This window comes from Candidatus Magnetominusculus dajiuhuensis, from assembly GCF_046044395.1.
GTDB lineage: Bacteria > Nitrospirota > Thermodesulfovibrionia > Thermodesulfovibrionales > Magnetobacteriaceae > Magnetominusculus > Magnetominusculus dajiuhuensis.
Genome location: NZ_JBJUSG010000005.1, coordinates 1 through 25598 on the forward strand (window position 1 = coordinate 1; position 25598 = coordinate 25598).

23 protein-coding genes are annotated in these 25598 nt (G+C 46.4%); 14 read left to right on the top strand and 9 right to left on the bottom strand.

All coding sequences use genetic code 11. From position 1 onward, the window contains the following. Positions 1 to 292: 292 nt before the first annotated feature. A complete protein-coding gene (locus tag AB7D94_RS01310; RefSeq protein WP_420263848.1) occupies positions 293 to 523 on the top strand; it encodes a DUF433 domain-containing protein in 231 nt (76 codons plus the stop codon). Between the two features lie 275 nt (positions 524 to 798). Here the strand turns inward: AB7D94_RS01310 and AB7D94_RS01315 are convergent, their stop codons facing one another. The 5 genes from AB7D94_RS01315 to AB7D94_RS01335 are packed head-to-tail and all read right to left on the bottom strand — an operon-like array spanning position 799 to position 8372. Then, positions 799 to 2463, bottom strand: a complete 1665-nt coding sequence (locus tag AB7D94_RS01315; RefSeq protein WP_420263849.1) for a tetratricopeptide repeat protein — start codon at positions 2461 to 2463, stop codon at positions 799 to 801. Then, complete coding sequence (locus tag AB7D94_RS01320) at positions 2460 to 4109, bottom strand: hypothetical protein (protein WP_420263850.1); 1650 nt, start codon at positions 4107 to 4109, stop codon at positions 2460 to 2462. Before AB7D94_RS01320 ends, AB7D94_RS01315 begins: the two co-directional genes overlap by 4 nt. Next, on the bottom strand, positions 4106 to 4894 hold the full coding sequence (locus AB7D94_RS01325; RefSeq protein WP_420263915.1) for a protein phosphatase 2C domain-containing protein: 789 nt from the start codon (positions 4892 to 4894) through the stop codon (positions 4106 to 4108). The genes AB7D94_RS01320 and AB7D94_RS01325 overlap by 4 nt, the downstream gene beginning before the upstream one ends. After that, complete coding sequence (locus AB7D94_RS01330; protein ID WP_420263851.1) at positions 4891 to 5727, bottom strand: vWA domain-containing protein; 837 nt, start codon at positions 5725 to 5727, stop codon at positions 4891 to 4893. Before AB7D94_RS01330 ends, AB7D94_RS01325 begins: the two co-directional genes overlap by 4 nt. A 29-nt stretch (positions 5728 to 5756) precedes the next feature. Next, positions 5757 to 8372 carry a VWA domain-containing protein gene (locus AB7D94_RS01335; protein ID WP_420263852.1) on the bottom strand — a complete coding sequence of 872 codons (2616 nt, stop codon included), beginning with the start codon at positions 8370 to 8372 and terminating at the stop codon, positions 5757 to 5759. Positions 8373 to 8790: 418 nt separating this feature from the next. Here AB7D94_RS01335 and AB7D94_RS01340 point away from each other — a divergent pair, with 418 nt between their 5' ends. The 8 genes from AB7D94_RS01340 (at position 8791) to AB7D94_RS01375 (ending at position 17327) form a co-directional block, all read left to right on the top strand. Then, on the top strand, positions 8791 to 9561 hold the full coding sequence (locus AB7D94_RS01340; protein ID WP_420263853.1) for a transcriptional repressor: 771 nt from the start codon (positions 8791 to 8793) through the stop codon (positions 9559 to 9561). A gap of 4 nt (positions 9562 to 9565) precedes the next feature. Next, on the top strand, positions 9566 to 11755 hold the full coding sequence (gene feoB / locus AB7D94_RS01345; protein ID WP_420263855.1) for a ferrous iron transport protein B: 2190 nt from the start codon (positions 9566 to 9568) through the stop codon (positions 11753 to 11755). Positions 11756 to 12139: 384 nt separating this feature from the next. Then, a complete protein-coding gene (gene cbiM / locus AB7D94_RS01350) occupies positions 12140 to 12826 on the top strand; it encodes a cobalt transporter CbiM (protein ID WP_420263856.1) in 687 nt (228 codons plus the stop codon). A gap of 51 nt (positions 12827 to 12877) precedes the next feature. Beyond that, positions 12878 to 13813, top strand: coding sequence for a hypothetical protein (locus AB7D94_RS01355; RefSeq protein ID WP_420263857.1), 936 nt, complete (start codon positions 12878 to 12880; stop codon positions 13811 to 13813). A gap of 54 nt (positions 13814 to 13867) precedes the next feature. After that, positions 13868 to 14206: a cobalamin biosynthesis protein gene (locus AB7D94_RS01360; protein WP_420263858.1), complete on the top strand. Its 339-nt coding sequence runs from the start codon at positions 13868 to 13870 to the stop codon at positions 14204 to 14206. Beyond that, on the top strand, positions 14196 to 15107 hold the full coding sequence (gene cbiQ / locus AB7D94_RS01365; protein ID WP_420263859.1) for a cobalt ECF transporter T component CbiQ: 912 nt from the start codon (positions 14196 to 14198) through the stop codon (positions 15105 to 15107). Before AB7D94_RS01360 ends, cbiQ begins: the two co-directional genes overlap by 11 nt. An 8-nt stretch (positions 15108 to 15115) precedes the next feature. Beyond that, positions 15116 to 15925: an energy-coupling factor ABC transporter ATP-binding protein gene (locus tag AB7D94_RS01370; protein ID WP_420263860.1), complete on the top strand. Its 810-nt coding sequence runs from the start codon at positions 15116 to 15118 to the stop codon at positions 15923 to 15925. Then, on the top strand, positions 15852 to 17327 hold the full coding sequence (locus AB7D94_RS01375) for a DUF2142 domain-containing protein (protein WP_420263861.1): 1476 nt from the start codon (positions 15852 to 15854) through the stop codon (positions 17325 to 17327). The genes AB7D94_RS01370 and AB7D94_RS01375 overlap by 74 nt, the downstream gene beginning before the upstream one ends. A 21-nt stretch (positions 17328 to 17348) precedes the next feature. On the opposite strand, the gene AB7D94_RS01380 is transcribed toward AB7D94_RS01375, so the two are convergent. The 4 genes from AB7D94_RS01380 to AB7D94_RS01395 all read right to left on the bottom strand — a co-directional run bounded on the left by AB7D94_RS01380 (position 17349) and on the right by AB7D94_RS01395 (position 21306). Further along, complete coding sequence (locus tag AB7D94_RS01380) at positions 17349 to 17525, bottom strand: hypothetical protein (protein ID WP_420263862.1); 177 nt, start codon at positions 17523 to 17525, stop codon at positions 17349 to 17351. Continuing rightward, a complete protein-coding gene (locus AB7D94_RS01385; RefSeq protein ID WP_420263864.1) occupies positions 17518 to 18000 on the bottom strand; it encodes a PIN domain-containing protein in 483 nt (160 codons plus the stop codon). The genes AB7D94_RS01380 and AB7D94_RS01385 overlap by 8 nt, the downstream gene beginning before the upstream one ends. Positions 18001 to 18545: 545 nt before the next feature. Next, complete coding sequence (locus tag AB7D94_RS01390; RefSeq protein WP_420263865.1) at positions 18546 to 19277, bottom strand: hypothetical protein; 732 nt, start codon at positions 19275 to 19277, stop codon at positions 18546 to 18548. Continuing rightward, entirely contained in the window at positions 19270 to 21306 is a 2037-nt protein-coding gene (locus tag AB7D94_RS01395) for a hypothetical protein (protein ID WP_420263866.1), read from the bottom strand. The genes AB7D94_RS01390 and AB7D94_RS01395 overlap by 8 nt, the downstream gene beginning before the upstream one ends. A 385-nt stretch (positions 21307 to 21691) precedes the next feature. On the opposite strand from AB7D94_RS01395, the gene AB7D94_RS01400 reads away from it, so the two are divergent. The 5 genes from AB7D94_RS01400 to glmU all read left to right on the top strand — a co-directional run bounded on the left by AB7D94_RS01400 (position 21692) and on the right by glmU (position 25584). Further along, positions 21692 to 21892 carry a type II toxin-antitoxin system HicB family antitoxin gene (locus AB7D94_RS01400; RefSeq protein WP_420263867.1) on the top strand — a complete coding sequence of 67 codons (201 nt, stop codon included), beginning with the start codon at positions 21692 to 21694 and terminating at the stop codon, positions 21890 to 21892. Continuing rightward, the gene (locus AB7D94_RS01405) at positions 21889 to 22107 is read left to right on the top strand and encodes a type II toxin-antitoxin system HicA family toxin (RefSeq protein WP_420263869.1); all 219 of its coding nucleotides are present in this window, start codon (positions 21889 to 21891) and stop codon (positions 22105 to 22107) included. The genes AB7D94_RS01400 and AB7D94_RS01405 overlap by 4 nt, the downstream gene beginning before the upstream one ends. Before the next feature lie 156 nt (positions 22108 to 22263). Then, entirely contained in the window at positions 22264 to 23007 is a 744-nt protein-coding gene (locus AB7D94_RS01410) for a YebC/PmpR family DNA-binding transcriptional regulator (protein ID WP_420263870.1), read from the top strand. Between the two features lie 173 nt (positions 23008 to 23180). After that, positions 23181 to 24170 (top strand): S1C family serine protease, encoded by a 990-nt coding sequence (locus AB7D94_RS01415; protein ID WP_420263871.1) that lies wholly within the window; start codon positions 23181 to 23183, stop codon positions 24168 to 24170. A 19-nt stretch (positions 24171 to 24189) separates the two neighbouring features. Continuing rightward, entirely contained in the window at positions 24190 to 25584 is a 1395-nt protein-coding gene (glmU, locus tag AB7D94_RS01420) for a bifunctional UDP-N-acetylglucosamine diphosphorylase/glucosamine-1-phosphate N-acetyltransferase GlmU (RefSeq protein WP_420263873.1), read from the top strand. Positions 25585 to 25598: the final 14 nt, after the last annotated feature.

Genomic DNA, 25598 nt, shown 5'->3' on the forward strand with positions numbered 1-25598 from the left:
GGAATGACAGAAAGGGACAAGGATGGCAACAAACTAAGCAACTACCGCTTACTTATGATGGAGAACAAAATTACCGTGCTTTTTAGTTTATGTAACTTGTTAAAAGGGCTGTCAAAATGCTATTAATACTATAAGAGGAGAGATTTCAAGTTGAAAATAAAATCTACATAGCTACTGACGGCACAATTTATGGTATTGAATTATTAAATATTAACGAACAAATTAGAAATAATGCTACATGGGTTGCAGGACAGTATAGATAATCGGCATGTCAACATGGAGGTGTTTAGAGATGTTAGGATTTGACCGTATAACCTTTGACCCCGTGATTATGGGCGGCAGGGCGTGTATTCGTGGGATGCGAATTCCCGTTTCTGTCCTCGTCGGGCAGATCGCTTACGGCGCAACGTCAGACGAAGTGCTCGCCGACTATCCAGATATTGAACCTGAAGACCTACGCCAAGCTCTTCTGTATGCCGCATGGCTGACACAGGAAGAAATACATACAGTATGCGATTTTTAGCGGACATGGGTGTTTCATGGAGGGTCGCCCAGTGGCTCAGGCATCCGCCTTTTAATTAAGAAACAGCGGCCATTTTAAAACCGCGAGGGCGCTGACCTCAAACTCCCGCTTGTCTGGAATCCTCTTTGCTTTGACAATGTGTAGAGACGGATTCCGGACAAGCCGGAATGACGGCAAGAGAAGTCGGGTGGAGACGCTTTTTTGTCGATGATTATGTTGCTGGCATCCTGAGCTTGTCGAAGGATACTCCGGTATATCAGGGTTGTCCTTATTTCTCAATTAGTCTTAGGCGGGTTGACCGTGGAACCTCCGGCAGCGCCGCCCAAAGCTACCTGCGCCTTTGCGGCATTCAGATACGAAACCGCCGCCGTGAGGTTTGGCTCAAGAACCAATGCCTTCTCGAAATAGGGGATAGCCTCGCGGGGCTCATTCAGCATTAGGAGCGCCACACCCGCGCCGATATAGGCGCTGGAGATGTCCGGGTCAAGCGCTATCGCCGTCTTGAAGTGCATAAGGGCGTCGTCTTTCCTGTTCGTCCACAACATCAGATTAGCCGCGTTTACATGTATGACGGCGCTGTTGGGATAGATGGAAATAGCCCTTTTGAAGGCGGCAAGGGCCTCAAGGTCTCTTCCTTTTTGCGTCAGCGCGCAGGCAAGATTATTATACGCCAGGCCATTATCTTTGGTTATGCTGACCACACGTGTAAACAGCGTAATAGAGTCCTTCCAGTAAGTTAACTGCTTCACTGACAAAAACGCGCATATTAAAACTACCGCAAGGCAGAGGACACCAGAGAGCCTCCTGTAATTTTTCAATATCCGCGGCACACCCATAGCCGCTATGATAAACAGCCCTATATACGGGATATATGTATACCTGTCCGCCATTGACTGAAACATCATCGCACCAAATTTCACTATACCCACAGACGGCGCCATCACCACCAAAAACCAAAACCACCCCGTGAATATATAAGGATACCGCTTCATATTCCAAACAGCGGCAACCGACACGATTCCTATCGCGCACACTGCGAATATCACATTCCAGCCGCCCATCGAGCCAATCGGGTAGATGACCGAAAGCCTCACAGGGTAAAACATCTTTATCACATACATGGCATATGAAACGGCGGCATTAGCAACACGCCCCTTAAGCGGCATCACCTCAATAGTCCTGCCCGCCATCTCAGTAAAAAAAGTAATCACGCCAGAGGCAACGGCCAACCCGATCATCGGCAATTTCTCAATGGCCAGGGAACGAGCTTTTTCCTGAATCCCCCCCCCTGCAAAACGCCCAAGCGGCCAATAGTCTAACAGCAGCAGCACAACCGGCAGCGTGACCATCACCGGCTTTGACATCAACCCCAGTACAAAACAACCCAACACGGCCATATATCGCCCCAGCCCCGGCCTCTTTGCGTAATACACATATGCCAATATTGCCAGTGTCCAGAAAAAACCGCTCAACATATCCTTTCGCTCGGCTATCCACGCCACAGACTCCACATGCATCGGGTGTACCGCAAACAGCGCCGCCACAAAGGCACTACGCCATATCGGTACCGTTAAGGCAGTAAGGGCAAAAAATAATATGACGGTACTAAAAACGTGAAACAAGAGATTAACCATGTGATGCCCGCCCGCGTTAAGGCCGAACATCCCGACATCAGCCATGTGTGAAAGCCACGAAAGCGGCTGCCAAAACCCTATCTCTGTCGTCTTAAATGCCCACAGGACGCCGTCTGCCGTTAACCCTTTGAGAACATGAGGATTTTCTGTAACATATTTGTCGTCGTCATAGTCAATAAACCCGAAATGCCCTACCGGCAAAAAGACCATAAGCGTGAGGACGACTAATAATAATACGGCCACATATGCGGGGTCGCACCTGAGAGATAACTTACTGTGAGAAGTGCTTTCTGTGCTAACTGTCATCTCTGGTTACCGCCTTTTAAATTGGAACTGCTGGCGTTATCGCCAACTGTCGGCGGTGGTTTAACCGCCTTTGCCGCCGCGGTGTTAATGGCAAGCCTTGCCGCGGCCTTATAGTCATCAGCGGCCTCAGTCACACGCCCTGCCTTCATATACGCATCGCCTCGCTTTATGTATGCGGCGGCATCATCCGGGTCAGCGGTGATAACTTTTGTATACCCGGCTATCTCTCCACTGTTGTTTATTATCTTACCTAATAACCTGTCTTTCCCCGCCTTTATAAATGCCAACACCTTGTATGGGATAGCGCGGTTGTTATCGGTCTGGTCGTAGGCGGCAAGTGCGAGGAAAAAAAGGATAAAATAGAGCAGACTCCATCTTAACTTTGCGGCAATGGATATTTTTTTGGCCGCATGGAGAGTCGGAGGCCGCTGCTGCCGCCGCTCCGGTGTCTGCTTAGCCGCTGGAATACTAAGGATACAACCGCAGTAGATACACAGCGCGGTTGACTGGTCATTTATGGCGTCACAGCGCGGGCAGACGACCTTGACCTGCAACGGCTGCACATAAGGTTGTACCTGTGTAGGCTCTGAATCTGTCATTCCCTCGGCTTGTTCTTTTAAGCCTGTCATTCCTGCGAAAGCAGGAATCCAGTCCTTGGGCTTCGGTTGCTCAACCTTCGGCTGGTCTTGCCGCTCACTCTGCCCTGAATGCGTCGAAGGCTGAGGTGGTAAATCCCCTGCCCCTTCGTTTATCTCATCAAGCAGCCCCATGAAGTCCGGCATTTTTTTGTATGGAGCCAGGCATGACGAGGCGATTGTAGCGCCCAGCGCCCTTATTTGGGTGTTGCCAGTGGCGGCAAGGCCCCTGAATAGCGGCGATTGATTTGTGTTCAGAAAATCCCTCACACAAAACAGTAAGTTATCGCCATTATAGTATTTTTGCCAGAATGTTAAATCGTACACCAACACCGTTAAGGCCGTAAAAATGACAAGGGCAGAGAATGTGTCTGTGTACTCATCATAATGGCGGGCGTTTCTTTTCGGGTGCTGATAGTTTGGATGGCCGGATTCGTGGCTGTAATTAAGCCGCGTTTCGGGGCAATAGAGGCCGTCGTAGTCAATGAGACGCAGCCCCCCCTGCGGGGTAATTAGTATATTTCCATGCTGGAGGTCTCCGTGTGCTACGCGATAAGACCGGAGCGTCTTGTACATATCAAGAAATTTGTCGGCAATGTCCACAATGCCTTGTCTGTCTTGTCTTTTCACACAGCCCCCGACGTATGTGTCGAGGGGTATGCCGTCTTGCCACGGCATTCTGACAACAGGATACACCTGTCCGTTGACGCTTATCCCTCTGGCAACGTACCGGACTTTCAGAAAATACTCGCAGTCAATCCTCATCAGGCAGTCCGCAATTTGTTCGCAGCGCTCTTGTATGTCATCAGGGGCGTTTAGAAAGCATTTAACCGCATACCGCCCACCCGGCGTGATTATCTTATAAACGGAGGCAAAATTCCCTGACCTGACACGCGGCAGTCCCATCTTGTCAGACTCCACGGTGCCGCCCCTTAGCTCATCATCAAAAAGAGACAAGCGCGGGTTTTGCAACGCCTGTTGGTATTGCTGTGGCAGAGGGTATTTCCTCACGGCAGTTTCCCCGTTGGTATGGCCATCAGTGTGGCATCGTCGTTTTTCATCTGCCTGGTCTCCCTGAGTCCTTTGATGAAAAGCCCAAACGCCGCCTCGCTTTTTATCTTACTAAGGGTCTTCCACGGAGATAAACCACTCTCGCAGCTTCTCAAAAACCACTCCGCAAGGGCGTCAGACAATAGAAACACCGTGTCGCCCTGCCTCAATTCCCCGCTTTTTGTTACGATTTGAGCATCATCACCGCCGTGCAGGCTTGATATTAAACTGGGGGTGTTGTCAAACTCAGCAGCGTGGCCAATTGGAAAGACGTCAATCAGGCCATCGTCGCCAACGATAAATACGCACACATCCCCTACGGCGGCTGCCTCCCATTTATAGGCCGTTTTTTGAAAAAACAATCGTCTCTTCGACGGCTGCACGGCAAGGGGGACAAGCCTTACACATGTGAAGGCGGCATGAGAGCCTTGGGCTGCCTTTTCCTGTGCATACCACGGCAACGTCCTCGTCAACAGAAGTTCTCTCCACCTTGCCCCTGCCTCTTCAATAGCCGCCTGCATGGCCTGTTTTAACCCTGAATTTCCAGAATTCACGCCAGAGATAAACGAATCCACCAGCATGTTGGCAAATTCCTTTGAGAATATGGATTCGGTTGCCCCGTCGGCAACGCACAGGGTATCCTTATTAAAGCCGTACGCGTCCTCATAATCGCCGGGCTGATTGCCATTTTTTTGAATGCCATAGGCCCTAAGTCCGCTGATAGGTTTATTATCGGTAGCGTTTATCTTAGATTCCCAACCCTCGTGCCAATATCTATGAACTTAATCAGAGAAACAAGGTCGGCGTTAAACCCAAAGCCCCGCGACTGTGAAAGGACGTTATAACCCTCCTTTTGCGCCGCCTGCATCATCGGCTCAGGTAACATGCTTGACATCTCAAACAGAGACCTCCCAAGCTGGTCTGGCAGTTGTGCGTCCGTGTCGGGATAGAGTATCGGGATTGCCTTTTGAGAGGATATGTGGATGTTAAAAAACAGGACATTGCCATTATTCGTGCCAAGCCTGTACAGGTCCAACGCGTAGGGAATGGGATTCCCGTCTGTTGAGTCGCCGTCTGTGATGTTTATGGCAATTGGCGGGTAACTGTCAGCGTGCTCAGCGCTCCAACGCTCAAGGATAGTCTTCGCATACGAGATAGCCTTGCACATCGGCGTGGCGTTATTGGCCACAGGCTCAAACCAGATAGGGAATTTAACAGGCCTCTCCACCGTGCCGCCCCCTTCGGCTGGAAACTGCTGCATTCGCTCCTCAATTCTCAGGGGATTGTTGCCAAGCGCCTCTACTTTGATAAGCTCCTGGCCGGCAAAAACTCCGGAGAAGGCAGGGGACACTTGGGGATTGCCATATCCTATCACGCCAACCTCAAAATAGTCGCGTATGCCGTCGTCTTTTGTGCATTTCAACACCAGATTCGCAATTAGTTTGTTTATCGTGTCCGCAACTCCGTGGCTCTTTGAAATGGAGTCACTGCCTCCAAACGGGTCGCTCATTGAACCAGATTGATCAATCAGAAATAGAAAACAACCCGGATTGCTTCGGCTTATCTCTGCGTCATACATATGTAATATCTCCTCATTTTGTCCACGGTTTACTCGCTCATTATCAACAGAAACCTCATCACCTCGCCCAGGGCGTCCCTGACAGAGGCCACCTCCTTTCTCATGCCAGAAATCTCCCTGGCATACATGGCCGCGGAGGCCTCCATTATGCCGGTTTCCATGCCGGTTATGCTGTCTTTGACGGCATAAACCGCGTCTTCCATTTGCCGCGATATGTCTGATATCCTCTGTTGCATTGTCTTTATCTCATCAACCACGGCCTTGCTCTCATCCGTTGGCTCAGTTGGCCCCTTTTTGATTTCGGCGGCCAACATCGTTATTGACGTCTCGATTTCTATTATTCTGCCTTCAATCTTTTCAAATGTCTGCCCGGGTGTAAGCCCGTGTGTCTTTTCGATGTCCATGATGGTGTTTACGAGATCAACTATGCCGTATTTCATAGCGTCGAGGGAAGCGTCCATATGGAGCGGCATGTCAGATATTTTCCCCTCTATTTTTTCCTCTATTATTTCCTCCAGGGCATTGAGTTTATTTGTGAGCGCGGTGCCGGTGTCCAACCCGGCAGAGGCATATTTTTTGACTTCCACATCCAGTTTTGTTATCAATGAGTCTATCTCATTGAGCCGGAGTTGTACTTTTTCGATAGCCGCGATGTTGTCCTTATAAATAGTCTCACTCATAGAGATGGCGGCTGTGAGGCTGTTCGCTGATTCTAACGACACGCGCTCAGAGTGCTCTATCTGCCTGGCCATAATCGCCGACAGCACCTCCTCAATGGCCGAGATTTCTGCCCTCAGACCGGCGAACTCCTGTTCAAATTTCTGTTGAGAAGCGTCGTTGAGATTACGCCGCAGTTCAACTACGCCGTGTTTCATAGCCGTAACAGCGTCATCTATCTGCCGCGATACCGTTGATATTTGTTCGCCGACGGCCTTTATCCCTGATGACAATGCGGCGGTCAGCTCCGCAGTGTTGTCCGCTATGCCGCCTTTGATAGCCGACATCTCCTCCTTAATGGCATGTAGTTCAGCAACCCCCTCTTCGTGTCGGGCATTGGCGGCCTCAGTCAGGGCCAGCCGCGTGTCTGTTATCTTGTTTTTAATTGAATTAGCGGCGTCATCTATATGCACCGAGACAGATGATATTTGTCCGCCAACGGCATTTATCTCTGATGAGAGGGCAGCGGTGAATTCCTCGTTTTTCTCTGCTATGACGCCTTTGATGGCCGACATCTCCTCCTTAATGGCATGTAGGCCAGCAACCCCCTTTTCGTGTCGGGCGGCAGCGGCCTCAGTCAGTGCCTGCCGCGTGTCTGCTATGCTGGTTTTAATTGAATTAGCGGCGTCATCTATATGTGCCGAGACCGTTGATATTTGTTCGCCAACGGCATTTATCTCTGATGAGAGGGCGGCTGAGGATTCCATGTTTTTCTCTGAGACTGTTTTTATCTCTGCGTCTATCTTTGTAAGCATGTCTGCCGTGGCGGCTATCCCGCCGTGGAGTTTTGTAATCTCCGCCGATTGACGCTCATCGAGATGGGGTGGTTTTTTGCCTTTTAAGGCCAGATAGACAAGCAAGGCCACACTGATTGCCGACAGCCCTATGAGCAAATAAATAAGCACTCGGTTAACGGGGCGCTCCACGCCAGTGCTGGCATTGCCTATGGCATAAGCGGGCGAAGAGCCAATAGGCGGCTTGCTGTCTTTAGGGACATTGTTAGTGAACTCTTTTGTTGCGTTAACATCAACACCATTATAGTTTAGCTTAACAATGGCCGTATATTTGCCGTTTGCGGCGGTGAAAGGAAACTCAAACAGGTACACTGCCTTAAGCCCCGACGCGGCGGCCTTTGCCAAATGCGCGACATCTTCGTATTTCGGAAACAGGAAGAACTCCCCGCCGCTTATCTCCGAAATTCTCTTGAGGAAGCCGATATATTCATACTTGCCAAGTGCCACTGTATATATAGGGATATGTGCCTGCCTGACGGCGGCGATAACGTCGGCCTCTTTGATGCTGCTGTGTTCGTCCTTGCTGTCGGTGATTAATAAAATAGCAGTCTTAGGCGTCGCAGATGATGCGGACAGTTTAACGCACTCAGAAACGGCCTTAAAAAGTACGGTTCTGTTTTCATTTGCCGACAGCTCATCCACTTTGTTATATATAATATTCTTGTCTTTGGTAAACCCGATAACCTTGCTGACTCCAACTCCGAAGGTTACTAGGGCGGCGTAGTCGCTTTCTTTGAGATAACCCATGAATTGGGTAATAATTTTTTTTGCTTCGACAATTGGAACGCCTTTCATGCTTCCGCTTACGTCCACAGCAATAATTACTGAGAGCGGGGCATCGGATGTCTGTTTAAATGAGAAATCGGGGATTCTTTTGTCGTCAATGTGAAGAGAAAAACTGTCTTTTTTCAATCCCCCGATGGGATTGCCATCTTTGTCAACAATGGCCACTGACGCGGAGACCTTGCCGTCGCCTGTGGTGGAGATATCAGAAATCTCTATGGAGGGCGCGTCTTGTGAGGGAGCTTGTTGGCCGAAGGCAAAGGAATAACAAAGCATGAGCGCGAAAAACACATAAAATGCGGTTTTGAATCTCTGGCTATAAACATATCTTAGCACTGATTTTACCGGCATAACAAGTGCCCCGCCCGCAGCTCAGGCATTGCCGCCAACCGTGCAAACAGCTGAAGGCCAGCCGCAACAAAGTCCAACCACGCAATCATACACACCGCCTGCCACAATAATACTTTATAGTTTTAGGTGTTTTCTTGTCAATAATTTTATACCACCCTGTATCCGATATAGAGAAGTGAAAAGAGGAGAAATCCCTCAAAATTTAAGGGTTTCGGATGATATGCCATAACACCCGAAAGGTGAAATAAAAAACCCATCCTTCGACATGCTCAGGATGATTCTTTTATAGGGTTAAGCCGCGGGGGATTCAAAAAAAAATTATTTAGGGGAATTGACAAACTAAATTTTTTTCCTTTACAATGATTGATGATGATAATCATTATCATTTATAAAGGCTTCACAAGATTGAGGATTAAATATGACTGATGATGTAAAGTCGGCATTTGCGGCGTACCTTCACAGTGAGAATCTTAAGATGACGCCTCAGCGAGAGTTGATCCTTGATATCTTTCTTTCTAATTCAAACCATATCTCATCGGAGGAGCTGTACAACATAGTCAACACTAAGGACAACTCCATTGGACAGGCAACCGTTTACAGAATGATGAAACTTTTATCTGATTCGGCAATAGCCCGTGAGTGTGAGTTTGGCGATGGAAGACTCTATTACGAACTCAACTTCGGCAAGGGGCACCATGATCATTTAGTTTGTGTAAAATGCGGCAGGAAGATAGAAGTCTATGACGAGATAATAGAGAAACAACAGGATTTATTAGCTAAAAAACATGGCTTTAAATTGATAAGCCACCGGCTGGATTTTTTCGGAATCTGCGGGGATTGTGCCATGAGTGAAAAAACAACAAGGCCTCAAGAGGAAGTTAACAGCAATAGCGGCGCAGTTGAAACAGTTTATGAGACGCTGCCGCTTTCCAAGCTGGAAAGCGGAGGAAGGGCTGTAGTCATGGAATTTATTTTAGATGGAAAACATGGATTAAGCGGCGCGATATCGAATAGAAAATTATTAACGTCGCACCGTAGCAGAATTCAGGAGTTAGGCATAAGGGCTGGCAAAATGGTAGAGATGCTTAACAACAAGGGCCGCGGGCCAGTGATGTTTAAGGTCGATGATTCACGCATAGCCTTGGGCAGGGGGCTTGCCATGAAAATAATCGTAAGGAAAGAGGGGTAGGACTTTGGAAAGCAATGAGACATCACATCTGAAAAAGCATATAACCGTGGCGGTTGCTGGAAACCCCAACGCGGGCAAATCCACCCTTATTAACGCTATATGCGGCAGCAGGCTTCATGTGGGCAATTGGTCAGGGGTAACGGTGGAGAAGAAAGAGGCCGTGTTTCAACACGGAGACATTGAAATTAAGCTCGTCGATTTGCCAGGGATATACAGCCTTACACCTTTTTCACAGGATGAGGTAATAGCCAGGGGCTTTCTCCTGCATGATAAGCCGGACTGTATCATCAATGTTGTCGATGCGACAAACCTCGAGAGGAATCTGAATCTTACCATTCAGCTGATGGAGCTTGAAATTCCCATCGTAATGGCGCTTAATATCTTTGATGAGGCAGAGAAAAAAGGATATAAAATAGATTTCAAAAAAATCGGTGAAATGCTCGGCATCATTGTCGTGCCCACGGTGGCTAAAAAGAAAACAGGCGTTGCAGAACTTTTAGACGCCGCAGTGAAGGCTTCTTTTAATGGCGGCAGCAGAATGCCCAGGCAGATCGTTTATGACGAGGACATTGAATCGGCAGTGAGCGTTATCCACAATGAAATACAGCAGAGTTGTCCACAGGTTCAATATCCACTCAGATGGCTTTCGTATAAAGTGTTGGAGGAAGACCCTGTAATAAGCAAGGAGTTTGGGGCTGTTATAAACGCCGGCATAATTGGCAGGGCAACCAGCCACCTCAGAAAAGCGCATGACGACGATATAGGGACAATCATAGCAGATGCAAGGTATGCCGCTTCCACAGGGCTGTCGCATGAGGTGTTATCCAGGCCGGTTTTGCCCAAAATAGAACTTACTGAAAAGCTTGATAAATTTCTGCTTAACAAGTACCTTGGTATTCCCATATTTCTTGTATTTATATGGTTTATTTTCAAGTTGACTTTTGATATATCGAAGCCCTTCTCCGACTGGATAAACGGGGCTTTCACCGGCCCTGTAACAACATGGTTAAAGGCGCTGTTTGTGGTTATGAGCGCACCTGGCTGGATGGTTTCTTTGCTTACCGATGGTGTTGTAGGCGGGGTTGGCCTTGTGCTTACATTTTTCCCTATGATATTTACGATGATGTTTTTTATCACTTTTTTAGAGGGGAGCGGTTATATGGCAAGGGCTGCCTTTGTAATGGACGGCCTTATGCACACAATGGGTCTGCATGGAAAGTCATTTATCCCTATGTTGTTGGGCTTTGGTTGTAATGTGCCGGCAATTTACGCAACCAGGACACTTGAATCCGGTTCAGACAAAATTCTCACTGCCCTGCTTATCCCCCTGATGTCCTGCAGCGCAAGGCTTCCTGTTTACATACTATTTGTCAGCGTGTTTTTTCCCTCACACTCCGGCACAGTGTTGTGGTCTTTGTATGTTCTTGGTATTATCCTTGCCGTATTAGTAGGAATTATTTTTAAAAATTCGTTGTTTAAAGGGGAGGCTACCATGTTTATCATGGAGCTGCCGCCCTATCGAATCCCCTCGTTTAGTAATCTCATGATTCATAGCTGGGAAAAGGGAAAGCATTTTATAGCGAAGGCGGGAACATATATTCTTGCCATGTCAATACTTATATGGTTTCTCTTTAGTCTGCCATGGGGAGTTGAAAACAAAAGGGATTCTTATCTGGGACAGGCCGCAAAGGCAATCGCACCTGTTTTTGAACCGCTTGGGTTTGGAAATTGGGAGGCCGCATCTTCTCTCATAACCGGTGTCGTTGCTAAAGAGATCGTGGTTTCCACAATGGGTGAGATATACTCTGGCAAGAAGAAGGACGATGAAGATAAAAAGGCACTATCCGCAGCCGATGATCTGAGGGAGCTGATTATTTCATTTATTAAGGCGTGCAGGGACTCGGCAGGCAATGTGTTTTCCTCATTTATGATAACCAGCATTGGCGGCGATGAAAAAGAATCCTCGCCGCCGCTTATTTCGTCAATACACAAGGCATTTAGTCCTCTTAGCGCCTACGCATTTATGGTATTTGTATTGCTCTACATGCCGTGTATGGTTACGGCGGCGGCTTTTAAGCATGAATTCGGCTCATGGAAATGGTTTGGTGTCGCTGTCTGTTACGAACTGGCTCTTGCCTGGACAGCTGCCTTTGTAATCTATCAGGTTGGGTCACTATTAAGGATAGGACTGTAGAGATATGGATATGGCCGATTATTTTTGGGTAACCGTTATAGTGTCGGGCGCGGTCTATATTTTATACAGGTCTGTATTTAAAAAGAAAGGAGGCTGCCACGGATGCAGCGCCGGCACATGTTCGAGTAAGCCCGATGCTAAGAAATAAACGACATGCTGAATTATTGAATGGACAATTGCAAATATTCAAATCGCTTTGTTATACTAACATTAAGATTTAGAGGGCCGCGAAGGCCTGATTAAAGCCACGAAGGCAGAAGGGCAGCCGTCTTACGGTGAGCCCGCCATGTTGAACCATGTTGAACAACATGATTGCCTTTGCGGCTTTTTTTTTAACGATGTTGCATAGGTTGTATATTAAACATATTTAATATTGGGAGAAAGATGCACATACCGGACGGTTACTTAAGCCCTCAGACATACATACCAATGTTTGCGGTTACGGGGACGTTTTGGACTGCCGCGTTACGAAAATTAAAAAGGGGGCTTTCGGTGAAGGAGATTCCCTATCTGACGATGGCCTCGGTGTTTTCCTTTCTTATAATGATGTTTAATATTCCGGTTCCCGGTGGAACCACGGCTCATGCCATCGGTGCGGCAATCGTTGCCGTGCTGCTTGGGCCTTGGACGGCCGTTGTGGCGGTGTCGGTGGTTTTAATCATTCAGGCGCTTGTGTTTGGCGATGGCGGGATTACCGCAATCGGGGCAAATTGTTTCAACATGGCGGTTGTTATGCCGTTTGTTTCCTATTGGGTATTTAAGCTCATAAGGGGAAAGTCCGCAAGTGTGGCGAGGCTGTCCGCCGCGGCCTTTTTATCCGGTTATGCGGGGCTTCTGGCCTCAGCGCTGGCAACGGCAGTTGAGCTGGGGATTCAGCCCATAGTCGCTGCTGCCCCCGACGGCAAACCCCTATACGCGCCATACCCCCTGTCGATTACGATACCGGCGATGGTGATAGGCCACATGTTTTTAGTCTGTATTGTCGAGGGCATGGTGACAATGTTATTATTTAGATATTTCCACAAACACGACCCGAAACTCATCTACGCCTTTAAGAAGGCAGTGCCTTAGGCATAGCCTGGAAGGAACCATAAGTTTATATAATAAATGGAGGAATATTAAATGAAAAACCTAACACGGACGTTGGATACGATTTTAGTATTGATAGCACTGTTAATTATCATGGCCGGTGTTCCTGCCTATGCGGAAGAAGAAGCCGATATGTCTCAAGCACAGCAAGCCAGGGAGGAGGCCGCCCCTATTCCTCTGGAGGGCACTGCAGGCCCCGATAATGTCACAGCTACCGCGGTGTTGAGCCTTTTTAACAAGTATGTCAGCAGGGGATACGTGTATAGCTCCCACAGCATGGTTATTCAGCCGGCCGTAACGTTTGCTTATAAGGGATTTGCAGCAAACTTCTGGGGCAATATAGATACACATGAGACTACAACTCAGAGTTCTGTCCCTGAAAATCCCAACAGGGTTGCTTTTAACGAAGTGGATATAAAACTTAGCTATACACGCTCATGGGGTGTTTTCAGCCTGACCGGCGGGTATATTTATTATGCAACCCAATATTCCAAACAGACTCAGGAGGCGTATATAGCAGGGGCATTAGATATTATTACAAAGCCTGTGCTTACGGTGTACAGGGATTTCGACGGCTACCCGGGGACGTATTTTAACCTGGCCTTCAGCCACTCGATTCCTGTGCCGGCTGTGAAGGATATGACGGTTGACCTAGGCGCCGGCGTTGGTTATATGGCCGGCAGTTCCAACTACTGGCGCACGTATGAGACATATTCGTGTCCACCGGACGCTACAGACTGCGCTACGGGCGGCTACACGGGCAAAAAATACAGTGCCTTTCACGACGGAATGTTAATGGTAGGGCTAACGATTCCCGTAGTGCAAGGTATGACCATACAACCGATGGCGATGTACACATTCCCCCTTTCGAGTGATGCAAATAGAAAGGTTGACGACGTATCGTATAATCCAAGCGGTTGGGTCGGCCAGAATTTCACATATGGACTTACTCTGACGTATAATTTCTAAGGCCGCTTATCTGATTATATGGGGCGAAGATTTGTTAGATTAAGGAGGGCGCACATGACTCAGAAAAAACTGTGGATAGGGCTGGCGGTTATGGCACTTCTGGTGCCGCTTGGAATTATCGTACCGGAGAAGCTTGGCGCTGCGGGCGCATGGGGGGAGTGGAGTGCCGGGACGCTCAACCAAATGCTCGGCTATCTCCCCGAAGGGCTGCAGCACTATACTGACCTTTGGAAGGCCCCCATAGGCGATTACACGGTTGTCCCGGCCAGCGCGAATGTGTTCGTCAAGTCTCTTTCGTACATCGTGTCGGGCCTGATCGGGGCTGCCCTTGCCGGTCTTGGCATCTTTATAATATCCAGGTTCGCTGCCCGACCTGAAAAAAATGAAAAATAAGATACCATCTTTTTTATTGCATCCCCAGCCGCACCCAAAGGCCGGAGGCGGCAGCGTCAAGGTCTCATTCATAGACAAGGGAGTAGGGCATATCTCTGCATTTTATGAAACAGTCTTTTTGCAATGGGAATTGTCGCAAAGGGACGGCCTGTTTCAGAGGTTAAACGCACGGACAAAGGTGCTGTTTCTGGTGTTGTATCTTTTTATCGTCAGCGTGAAAAAAGATGTGCCCACTGAGGTGTTGACAGCGGTGTTTATTTTGCCGTTCGTCGTCATGTCGAGGGTTGGGATTTTGGCGTTTTACCGGAGGGTTATTACAGCCGGGTTTTTCTTTGGGTTTATCGCCGGAGTTCCCGCCGTATTAAATGTCATCACGCCGGGGGAGCCGGTTTATACAATTCTGGAACTGCGGCGGCAGTACGATTTTTGGATATACCACGTGCCGCAGACTATCACGGTGACTCGTGAGGGAACTCTGGCGGCGCTGATGCTGACGGCGAGGGTGGCCAATTCGGTTTCGATTACGCTTTTGGTCGTCTGTACGACGCCGTTTTCGGAGGTGGTGAAGGCGTTAAAGGTCTTCAGGGTGCCTGAGTATTTCCTGATGATACTGACCCTGTCACAAAAGTACGCGTTCATATTTTTAAAGATGCTGCGAGATATGCACACGGCAAAAAAGGCTCGCCTCACAGGCGCTGCGGACGCCGCTCACTGGATAGCCGGAAGGGCCGCATATATATTCAAAAAGACGCAGCTCCGGTGTGAGGATGTGTATAAGGCGATGGCCGGGCGCGGCTTCACCGGAGAGGTAAAATTAGCTAAACTAGAAAAGACAAAAACCGTGGACATCATTGCAGGGGCTATGTTTTTAACGCTGTGGATGTTATTATTAATCCTGTAGGGGATTTGATGGAGACGATACTTGCCCTGAAAGGGGCGACATATAAGTATTATGAAAAAATAACCGCCCTCAACTGCGTAAGCCTGTCAATTGGAAGGGGGCAGCGAGTTGCGGTAATCGGGGCAAATGGGAGCGGGAAGTCGTCCCTGCTGCAAGTGCTTGCGGGGTTGATGTTTCCCCAAAGCGGCGAGGTATTTTTTGAGGGCGCGCCGTTTACTGAAAAATCGTTTAAGGATGTGGAGTTTCTGAGGCATTTCAGGACGGCGGTCGGGTATGTCTTTCAGCACTCGGACGTGCAGTTGTTCTGCCCTACGGTGTATGATGAGCTGGTGTTCGGGCCGCTTCAGATAGGGATGGACGAGGGGGAGGCATCCGGGCGCGCTATGGAGATTATGGGGATGCTTGATATAGAGGCCCTGCGGGACAGGCCGCCCTATATGCTCTCTGGCGGTGAGAAAAAGAAGGCGGCAATCGGTTCAGTACTCACAATGAACCCAGAGGTTATATTGTTAGATGAGCCAACAACCGGGCTTGACCCCCGAACGCAGGCCTTTCTGGTTGAACTGCTCTTTACCCTCAGCGACGCGGGTAAGACCATTGTCGTATCCACGCATGACCTTGCCCTCGTTGAGGAGTTGCAGGGTGAGACTGTGGTGCTTTCTGAGGGGCACACGATTGAGCGGGCAGGTGCCGCGGACGATATCCTCTCTGACGAAGAGATGCTCCTGAGGGTAAACCTGATTCATGAACATTTCCACAGGCACAAAGGGCCGGACGGCACAATCACACACGTCCACCGCCACGCCCACGGGGATTAATGGTACAATGAATGACAAGAATACGGCGGTCAGCAAGGGGGGGATTTCCCCTGAATGGGTTTTCTTATTAGTAAGCGTAGTGTTTGGGTATATATTTGTATTTGTAACGCCGCCGTTTCAGGCCCCCGATGAGTATCATCATATGTTTCGTGCCTATCACGTATCAATGGGCGGGTTAGTTTCGTCGAAGGCGGGCGGCATCTCCGGGGCGCAGCTTCCCGTAAATCTTGGAAATACGGTGATAAACGTTTCTACAAATCTTTCCCAGCATCCAAATAACAAACAAAAACTCTCAGACCTCGGCAAGGTCATGCACATCCCGCTTGAGCCGGAGAAGACCGTGTTTTATTTCTTCCCAAACACGGCAAGATACGCCCCCGTCATGTACGCCCCGCAGGCGTTGGGAATATTCGTGGGAAGGCTATTGCACATTGCCCCTATTTTCATAATGTACTTAGGGCGGATAACGAACCTGATTGTCTGGATAGCGCTTATCTACATAGCGATAGTCGCAACACCGGTATATAAGTGGCTCTTTGTGCTGTTGGCCCTGACGCCGATGTCGCTGTTTTTGGGGGCGTCGCTGTCTGCAGATGCCTTTACCAACGCGGTTGCGTTTGTATTTGCCGCGTTGATATTTAAGGCGGCCTTTGGGGGCGGTGCTGAGGTGTCAACGAGGGAACTCGCGCTTATTTTTTTGGCGGCGGTGATGCTTTCCCTGTCGAAACAGGTCTACGTGCCGGTGCTGTTAATTTTTCTGATGATACCTGTTAGCAAGTTTGGCTCATTAAAAAGATATGTGGCCATTGTGGCCTCATTTTTTGTTGTGAACGCCGCGATGGCCTGTTCGTGGTTTTTCATGTCGGGGGATTTACTCGTCCCGCTCAGGGAAAAACTGGACATATCGCCGCAGAGGCAGTTATATTCCATAACACACCATCCTCTGGACTTCATCATTGCAATGAAAAACACGCTTTTTAAATATTCGTCTGACGTTCTGACAGACTTCATAGGGAAACTTGGCTGGCTTGATACGGAGCTTCCCGCGTATATTCACGTAACTTTTTGGGGGCTTCTGATTTTCACAGCCCTTTGCGAAAACAGCAGCGACATCGCGGTAAAAATAAAAGACAAGGCGATAGCGGCGGTGGCCTTCGTGAGTACGACTTTCCTTATAGTCCTCTCACAGTATCTGACGTGGACGGAGGTTGATAAAAATATAATAGATGGCCTGACGGGGAGGTATTTTATACCCGTGGCCACCGCGCTGTTTCTCTTATTTTACAACAATAAATTTCACATAAACACGAAAAGGCCGCTCTTTGGCATATTGATATTAAGCTATCTGGCAGTTATAATGATTTCCACGATAGCGGCCATGATAACGCGATATTATTTGTGAGGAGCCGGATGCAATAGAGTGTTACCAGTCCCGCGCAGGCAGTTCCTTTTTTTTCATTCTATCCAAAAGTCTTTTTTTGATAGGTTCTGCTTCTGTCCGAATTACTTCGATTTGCATTTTAAACGATAAATTTTTCATTCTCTCGTAATTATTTTCTCTGATAATGTGGAGACGCCTCATCGTTTTCGCCTCATTCATCGTTATCCTCCTGAATCCAGCTCTGGGGGGTTAATATTTCCAATTCTTTAAACCCAAGCATTCTGTTTATTCCATTTACACCACGAATGGTCTTTAGTTTTACCATATGCTTGAAATTCCAACTGATAAGGGCATCGGCTTCGTTGTAAGTGGCAAGAGCTATATGAAGCGCATCGTCTTGATATTTTTGAGGAATAATCCCTTCGGCGATATATTTCTGAACCAGTGAGTAAATGTCCTCAGCGACAGAAACGATTTCCATTACAATCTCAGTTAACTTCTCTTCCAATTCCTGAGATGAAGGTACTTTGGAGCGAGAGATTTCAGCTAAGAGAATATCGGAAACGACAATGTCATACAAACCAAGCTTCAGGATATCCCAAAATCGTACCGTTACCTCCATTTTTTCAGGAGAGTCATCCGCGAATAAGAATGAAGGCACGGATGTATCAAGATACAGTTTGATTTTTTTCAAAGTCATTCCTCTTAAATTATTTTACCATTTTTAGCCCAAGAGTTTCCCGCTGTGATACCTGAAAAGGCAGCTATTGACTTGCCCTGGCATTATATTCATTATATATCAGCTAGCCCGTGAATATATAGGGGAGGGACAAATGGCTAATCATCGGTTTGGTTTTGTTAAGATAAACGCTGTAGTGTTTGTTATCATGCCTAAGAGCCTAACGGTATAAGGTATTGCACATTGCTGCCGATGATTAAATCGGCTAGTGCTAAAATGATTCGTTTCGATGAGCTGACTGCCCCCTTATTCATGGCTCGATGATATGCTGAATCAAGCAAAGACACGGCCACTAAAGCCGATTTAACCGAAGAGACAAGCAAGTTGCGGTTGAGACTGCCAACGTCAAGGCCGATATAATCAAGTGGATGTTTCTCTTCTGGATAAGCCAAACGGCTGTTATGGTTGCACTGTTTAAATTCTTTGCTACGTAATCCCCTATGAATCCACAGTGTCAAGATTGAATTCAGTATAGTGTCCCCGGAATACCCCTCAGTATATTATAAACCATGTTTAGTTAGTGTATCTTCTAATTCATTCGCAGTACTATGCTGTTTTTTGTAGGACAGTATGCTCTCGCGTATCTCAAAAAAAATGTCCCTATATTTTTTTAAAATAATATCTGTATATGTAGAAGATTGCGGATCTGTCAACCAATCAGGAAGATTAAAGTCTCTTTTATTAGATTTAATATTTTCTCGTATTATTCTAATCAAACAGCTCAATATTTCATTAAAATACTTTTCTTTTATTTTATTGCTATGCCAATTTGTTAGTAACAGCCTTAGCCAATATATTCCAAATCCAGTGACTGTGGCAAATACTATACTTATAATATTGATTAGTATTTTATCAGCTCTGGAATCTGTTACCTTTATTTCTTCTGTTTTAGCTGTTACTATAGTATTATTGTCATCAGTTAATAAAAGGATTGCTCTATAATTACCCTCTTTCGATACTACGATGTCCTTTGACCGCATAACAGCTACATTGCCCAGAGTTCCTTCCTCATTTTCATTAATAGTTCCATTGGAATTAAGACAAAATTTCCATCTGGAATATTCTGATGATTTTACGGGCAGGAACAACATTATTTTGATAGCCTCATTTCTCACCACTGATGAATTTAATGATAATATACTAAAATATTTATTATCCGCACTATACGAATCAACAGGCATCATTCGTATTAATATTAGAAATATTATCATAGCATATATTTTTTTAATCATATATATCTTCGATATATTGCCTTATTTCATTTTTGCCGTATTCCATTAATATTTCCATTTCCTTAATTATTTGCTCTAATGCGTTTACCCTATCTTCTCCGTTTGTGCTAGCTCTTGACTTTTGTTTTAGAGCTTTTATACATGCCGTTATAGCACTATCCCATGGTCTACACAAATGATTTGGAGAAATAAAATTTTTTTTAAATAATGGAATCATGCCATTATCCTTGTAAGAGCTTAAATTATGAATCAATATGCGATGACAACTAAGCAGAAATGCTAATACATATTGCTCCTTTCGTGCATTCTTACGTATATCTTCGGAAATACTGTTTTCATCATGGTATTTATTTTTCTGCTGATAACTCACCATAGCCATTTCATAAATATATCCATATTCTGATAATAGGCACTCAAAGTAAACGTCAACTGAAGGAGATATTTCAATACTAGAATTGACCGCAATTATTATTTTCTCCCAATTGCCTTCATCACCAAGATTCCTGGATCCACTAATAGTTTCTTCCAATAACCTTGCCCAAAGCAATACTTTAACTGATTTATCTATAATATCCTCATCATAAAATGGTTTAAGATCATTTTTAAGTGTCATGTATAAGACAGGTCTTTTATGTGTCGTAAGATATTGAAGAATCCTTAAATAAATAAAATAATTATTAATGATTTTATCAGTATCCATACATAAGTCAGAAGGCGCACCAAATAAATTAAAAAACAAAGGCGAATCAGGATTGTCGCCTACTCCATCAATACTTGTGTTTCCAACAAAGTGATTAAATTGACCACGTATTAACATTCTTATGTATGTGAAAGGTGACGTAGTCAATGATACCTGTTCATCGTCCTTAAAAGCCCATAATCTAAAAAAGTTGTCCGATAAAATAAAATGAGCCCACATTTTTATAAATCTTCTGACATTCCAGTTTACCAAACGGCTATGCCAAGTATTTGCGACCATGTCATAAGGCCAACGGCCCCAAGATGTGCACAATTCTATTCTTTGCTTGATATGATCAGCCAGATCTTTCGCAGAATTAAATTTAAAACTTCTAATTTCGATTGATGATGTCGATAGCTCATATTCTGAAGCGGCTTCATCAAACGCCTTAGAAAGTGTTTTTTTAGCTATTTGCAAAACATCTGGCTCTCGATATTTTATATCCTGAAAATTCTTTTCATAAAAAGACCAACACTTTAACGTCTCAGGTCGTAAAGTAATGACAACATGAAAACTAACAGCCCAGCTATATGACCTTGCTTTTTCAATAATCGCTTCATGCGTCGAAAGCCCGCCCCTTATAAATTGTTCTTGTATATCAAGGGCTTCCTTGTCAACATTATCAATGAGTAACCACACAGATTTCCCAAATACTGTATTTATGGTTCTTATTACACATGTAAGCAAATGATTATAGCCAATATCGGGAAACAATTTTATAAATTCCTCTGACTGGTTAATAAATCCTTGTTCATAGTTATAGTTAGTCTCACATTGACAAGCATCTTTAATTTTAGCAATATTAGACGATAGTGTTTTACGAAAATCAGTATTAGAAGATAGTTTATGTACAAAATCAGTAGACATTTTCTTATGAATATAATACATAGCATAAGGATTATTTTTTAAGTGGTATGATGATTCTGAATTATTGATATTTATCTTAGAACTACGAAAATATCTGTCATCCTGATCTTGCCACCACTCTAAAAATGTAGTTTTACCAATTCCAACATCACCTTTTAATACAACGCAAGAAGGCTTTTTATAGTTCAATGAATCTCTCTTAATAAAAAATTTTATAAAGCTGTGATTCTTGTTCATATCCCCATGATAACCTATCTGTTCTGCATAAAATTCTTGATTAGTGCTGACATAATCTGAAACAGTTGTTAAATAATCCTCCAAAAATGGATTATACTTATCATCTAGCAACTCTGCTTTTCTAATTTGCTCCCTTTTTGTCAATAAAATAAATTGGTCTATATTTTTATCACTATCCGCACTCATCTATCTAACCTCCATAGTTAATCAGTAACCTTGCCCACCACAATGCTATATTGTAGCAACATGAAACTAAGTGTACCATGCATGGTTTTATTTGTCAACATAAATATTATTTTATTTTAACTATATCTTTTAAATACAGGTATATGTCGTATTTATGTTACCGAAAAGTAACAACGTTACACAAAGGTAACATTATTTGTAATCATATCTCAATAACCGTGCCGGTTTTTACGGTTTGCAGGCTGGAAATGTTTCCGCGCTCTGCGAACTGCCATTGTTTCATACTGCGTCTGTCGTTTATATTCATGCGGAGTCAGCGGCGGCAATAAAACAAACGGACTTGTATGTATCGACAAACCTGCATGATTGAGAGTAGAATATTCTTATGAGACAAGTAATAATATACCCCGGCGACGACGGCTACTGGATAGCTGAATGTCCGTCATTGCCCGGATGTGTCACTCAGGGAAAAACCAAAGAAGAAGTTATAGCAAATGTTAAAGAAGCCATAGGGCTTTATGTTGAGGTGCTAATGGAAAGAGAACATAATGTGCCTGAAGACACCCTTGAAGTCCTTATGGTATGAAACTTCCGTGTATTTCCGGCCATCAATGTATAAAGGCTCTTGAGAAAATTGGGTTCCGCGAAATAAGGCAGCGGGGGAGCCATGTTGTTTTATACAGAGATAATCCGCAAGCTCAGCTTGTCGTTCCTATCCACGACACATTAGACAGAGGTACACTGAGGGCGATAATTCGACATTCACACCTTATGGTCGCCGAATTTATTGAGCTGCTTTAGGTTGCCACCCACCATTGTGGACAGCACCTGACGTTTGGTTTTCGGGCAGCGTCTCCAATAAAATTCCATGGCTTATTTGCATAAGCCGCCAATATTTGATATAATATAGCCGTGAAAGTAATATCTGCTCAATAAAAACGACATCGGGGGATTTTAATGTCAGGCCATTCAAAATGGGCAAGTATCAAAAGGAAAAAGGCTGTCACAGACTCAAAAAGGGGTAAGGTATTCTCCAGATTGGTTAAAGAGATCTCCGTCGCGGCAAGGATGGGCGGGTCAGACCCCGAAGGCAATCCCCGTCTGCGTACCGCTATTGACAAGGCCAAAGAAGTCAACATGCCCCTTGATAACATCAAAAGGGCTGTCCAAAAAGGCGCCGGTGAGCTTGGCGGCGCGATGTACGAAGAGATAATCTACGAAGGCTACGGTCCGGGCGGAATTGCAATTCTTATCGAGGCTATGACCGACAACAAAAACAGGACTGTGGCAGAGATACGATACGCCCTCACCAAACAAGGGGGAACCCTGGGTGAGTCCGGCTGTGTCGCCTGGATGTTCTCCAAAAAAGGCTGTCTCCTAATAGACAAAAAGGCCGTCACCGAAGACGCGCTCATGTCAGAGGCCCTTGAGGCTGGCGTGGATGATCTGAAAAATGACCCCGACGACGACATGTTCGAACTCATAACCACCGCCGAGGATATGCCCGCCGTTAAGGCACATTTAGAGAAAGCGGCAATCCCTGTCTCCTCCGCGGAGATTACAATGATTCCCGGCAGTTATATTACAGTTGATAACCCCACGGCGCAGAAGATGATGAGGATTATTGACGCCCTCGACGAACTGGAAGACGTCCAGAATGTCCACGTCAATTTCGAGATGCCCGACGAGGAGCTGTCATAGTAAATTCAATGAGGGAATACCCACCACGCCGAGAGACGATATGTCGGCCTTCATTTGTGGTGCCGCCGAAAGGCCGTTATTTACTGGCGAGTGGGGGCTGTTTACTATTTATATCCCTATTATTAGTTGGATTATTACTTATCGGCATTGCCCCCGCCTTCGCCGCAGGCAGGATGACCCCCGAAGAGGAGACCTCAATCTCCATTTACAAACAGGCAAGCCCCTCTGTTGTCAACATAACCACTACGACAATGGTGCAGGATTTTTTCTCTGTGTACCCTCAAAAAGGCTCCGGCTCCGGGACGATTATAACCCCCGACGGCTTCGTGCTGACTAATTACCATGTCGTTGAGGACGCCACCGAGATAGGCGTAACAATGATTGACGGGACAAAATACCCCGCGAAGTTCATAGGGGCTGACCAGGACAACGACATTGCCGTGATAAAAATAATAACTGACAGCAATACCGCCTTTAAGGCCCTCGAAATGGGTGCGTCTGATTCCCTGCAAGTCGGGCAGCATGTCTATGCCATAGGAAACCCGTTTGGGCTGAACTCCACAATGACAAGGGGCATTGTAAGCGCCCTTGGCCGCCCACTGACCACAGGGTCAGGCAAGGTAATTGACAACGTCATTCAAACAGACGCGGCCATTAATCCCGGCAACTCCGGCGGCCCATTAATCGAAACCAGCGGCAGGATGATAGGAATAACAACCGCCATCTTCACCCCCACAGGCGGCAACGTGGGTATCGGGTTTGCCATCCCGATAAGCGTTGCCCGCGCGCTCGTCCCTGATTTAATTAAACACGGCAAGATAAGAAGGCCGTGGATTGGAATTGTCGGCGTTCCTCTTTGGGAAAAGCTCTCAAAGGCGCTTGGCCTTCCCGTAAGCACGGGGGTACTGGTCTCTCAGGTTGTCCAGGACAGCCCCGCCCACAAGGCCGGCATTAAGGGGGGCAATAAGCCCGTGGAAATCAGCGGCACGGTCATCTACCTCGGCGGAGATATAATCGTCGAGGCCGGTGGCGTGAAGATTCACTCCCTGCAGGATTTAACTAAGGCACTCAAAGATAAAAAACCACGGGATGTCATCCCAATTAAACTCATACGCGGCTCACAGATGATTGTCGTAAACTGTGTCGTGGAGCTGAAATCTTAGCGTACTGGAGGACAAGCCTATGAAAACCTGTGCCGTTGTCCTTGCCGCCGGACTTGGCAAGAGGATGAAATCAGCAACGCCCAAGGTTGTCCATAATTTAATGGGTAAACCTATTGCCACATACTCAATAGAGGCGGTTAAGGCCGTCGCAGGGATATCGAAAGTTGTCCTTGTCATAGGAAGGCACTCAGAGGAAAGCCTCAAAGGCATATTTAAGGCAGACCCGATGGTGTCATTTGCTTTTCAGACCAGCCTGCTTGGCACGGCGGATGCCCTTAAATCAGGGCTTGGCGGCCTTAATGGCGAGCAATTTGACTATACGCTGGTAATGACAGCAGACGCGCCCCTTATCAGGGGGGAAACCCTGCAGGGCCTGATTGACAGACACATCCAGGGCGGCAATGCCGTCACGGTGCTGAGTTTCGTATCAAAAGACCCATCGTCTTACGGCAGAATAATCAGAAATCCCGATGGTACTATCAAATCTATCATAGAAAATCCTGACGCCACCCAGGAGCAAAGAAAAATAAACGAGGTTAACAGCGGCATCTATGTATTCAGTAAAGACGCCCTGCCGCTTTTAGACAAGATTCAAATTAACGAAAAAAAGGGTGAGTTCTACCTCACTGACATCGTCTCAATCGCCAGTGAAAATGGCCTGAAAGTCGAGGCTCAAAAGATGTTTGACGAGGACGAGTTCATAGGGATAAACTCACGTGCGGAGCTGCTGCAGGCCCTAAACGCCATGAAGCGTAGGATTAACCGGCACTGGATGGACGAGGGCGTTACGCTGATGGACGAAAACACCACGCTCATCTGCCCTGATGTGTCAATTGGGCGCGATACGATTATATATCCAAACGTAATCATAGAAGGAAAGACCGTGATAGGCGAGGGCTGTGTAATATATCCAAACGTGAGAATCGTGGATTCCACTATTGAGCGCGACGTTGTGGTGAAGGACTCAACGCTGATAGAAAACTCAAAGATAGATACTGGGGCGGCCGTCGGGCCGTTTGCCCATCTAAGGCCAGGGGCGGCAATAGGAAAGAAGGCCAAAGTAGGGAATTTCGTTGAGATAAAAAACTCCACGCTTGGCTACAACACAAAGGCCTCACACCTGTCCTATATAGGGGACGCCGCCGTCGGTGACAACGTAAATATCGGCGCCGGTACAATAACATGCAACTACGACGGTGTAAATAAATTCAAAACGGTAATAGAAGACAACGTATTCATAGGGAGCGATTCGCAGTTGGTCGCCCCCGTGACAATAGGCAAGGGTGCCTTCGTAGGGGCAGGCTCAACGATAACGCAGGATGTCCCCGATAACGCGCTGGCGATAAGCCGCGTAAGGCAGCGCGCAATTTTGGACTGGGTTAAGGCAAAGTTCACCACAGATAAACATAAATAGTGAGGGCGGAGGGA